Annotated in this window: 2 protein-coding genes; both read left to right on the top strand. The window is 58.2% G+C overall.

Features of this window, described 5'->3' with window-relative positions; translation table 11 throughout:
- Positions 1-262 precede the first annotated feature (262 nt).
- Positions 263-1162: a magnesium transporter CorA family protein gene (locus tag AC2VNM_RS02500; RefSeq protein ID WP_486912809.1), complete on the top strand. Its 900-nt coding sequence runs from the start codon at positions 263-265 to the stop codon at positions 1160-1162.
- The coding region (locus AC2VNM_RS02495; protein ID WP_486912808.1) for a magnesium transporter CorA family protein at positions 1159-1906 on the top strand (748 nt) is incomplete at its 3' end. The genes AC2VNM_RS02500 and AC2VNM_RS02495, both read left to right, overlap by 4 nt.

The raw sequence follows: 1906 nt of genomic DNA, 5'->3' as shown, positions 1-1906 counted from the left end.
TACCGGCAACGGATTCGATTTGGAAAAATAGTATGGGTAAGTATGACCACCTTGCCTCCCGGCAACCGACGGGGTGAGGATATGAGCGGCCCGCGCGCGGGGCCTGCAGCGAAAATCGGCGGACGAGCTGGCCGAGATTCGCGCCCGAGCGGCGGAGCTGCGGGAGCGCTACACCCACGCTTGAGCGCCGGCGCTTTCTCCGGCTTCCACTGTCACCGGCGCCTATGCTATAAACCTGCCGAATCCGCAGGGGCAATGGCGTATGGCGAGTGGCATCCTGAGAGACGCTGGGAGTGGCGTGGAACAACTCTGGTTTCATCACCATACGCCATCCGCGTCGGTGCTGGAAGCCTTGTTGCAGCAACTCGATCTGCCCGATGATCTTTTTGAAGAACTCCTGATCAGCGATCAGAGTCCGCGTCTGGAGCGGGTTGGTTCGTTTCTCTTATTGGTGCTGCAATTTCCCTGGCGGGGCGACGACGATCCCGAGTCGCCCTGTGTGCTGCGCCCTTTTGCCTTGCTCTGGGGCGAGGACCGCCTGTGGACTTTTGCCGAGGTGGAATGGCCGTTTCTCGAGCAATGGAACGCGCGCAAGTTTGAAAACCCGCGGCAGACCCTGATCTGGATTCTGCAGATTCTGTCCTCCAGCTACCAGCACACGGTGGAGCGATTGCGGCAGCGGATCCTCGAGGTGGAAGTACGTCTCGACGAGACGCAGCGCACCGAGGACTTTTATGCCCTACTGGCCCTGAGCAAGGCGCTGACCCAATTCTACGTGACCCTGGCGAGCAACATTGTTGCGATATTCAAGGTCTCGCGCAGTGCCGCCCTTGCCTGGCAAGACGAGGATCGCTCGGCCCTGAATCGCGCCATCGCTGATCTGCAGCATGCCCGGGATCGTGCCGAGATCAGTGCCAGCACTGCCAGTGACATGATGGATGCCTACGCCGGCATGGTGCAGATCAATATCAACCACGGGCTGAAGATCCTCACGGTGATGGCGCTGATCCTCTACGTACCGAGTCTGGTGGCCACGCTGTTTGGCGTGAACGTGCCACTTCTCGAGCAAAAGAGCCATTGGACTGCCTGGGTTGCAATTGGTACGGCCCTTCTCATTTCTACGCTGATGACCCTGCATTTCAAGCGACGAGGGTGGTTATGAAGACTTTGCGTGCAGCTCGTGTCATCGCCATTCGCGGCGAGGGACGCCGCACCTATCACTGGACCAGCGTGGTGGCGCCGGACAGCCAGCAGATAGCGCAATTGACCCAGCGCTTTCAGATTTATGAGGAATATTTTCAGGATGTTCAGGATCTTGACGAGCGCCCGCGTCTGGAAAAAGAGGCCAATAACACCCTGGTGATTCTGAAGGTTCCGGTGGCGCGAAGCGATCCCGATTCGGGCCGTCCCAGTTTTGCTGTGATTCCTTTGGGTATCGTGTTTGGCCGCGAAGAGATTCTCACTGTCAGTTCTGAGGAATTGCCGCTGCTGCGCGCCATCGAGCTGCAGTTGCCGCAGGAAACCGACGAGCTCGATCCACGCTGGCTGACGGTAGAAGTGATTCAGCGCATGGCCCGGGCCTTTCTCGATGCCCTGCAGGTCATCAATGGCGAGATCGTGCACACGGAAGCGCGTTTGCACCACTCGCAGAGTAACGACGAATTCTTCAGCATGCTGAGCCTGAGCAAGATCCTGATCCGCTTCACCTCAGCCCTGCGCGGTAATATCTCCGTCTTGCAACAACTGCTGCGTCTACCCATCATTGCGCAGGACGAAGAAGACGCCGAAGATCTGGCCGACGCCCTCATTGATCTGCAACAAGCGCGGGATATGACGGAGGTCTATACCTCTACCATCACCAACATGATGGATGCCTACGGCGGCGTATTGCAGACCAACATCAGTA

It is taken from the genome of Acidithiobacillus sp. TH-A67 (genome assembly GCF_057473545.1).
Note: the sequence above shows the minus strand (reverse complement) of the source record. Positions and strands in the feature narration are given on the sequence as shown.

What these genes read in the sequence shown, in the direction of transcription:
- AC2VNM_RS02500 (WP_486912809.1), top strand. Translation starts at nt 263, where the DNA reads ATGGCGAGTGGCATCCTGAGAGACGCTGGGAGTGGCGTGGAACAACTC.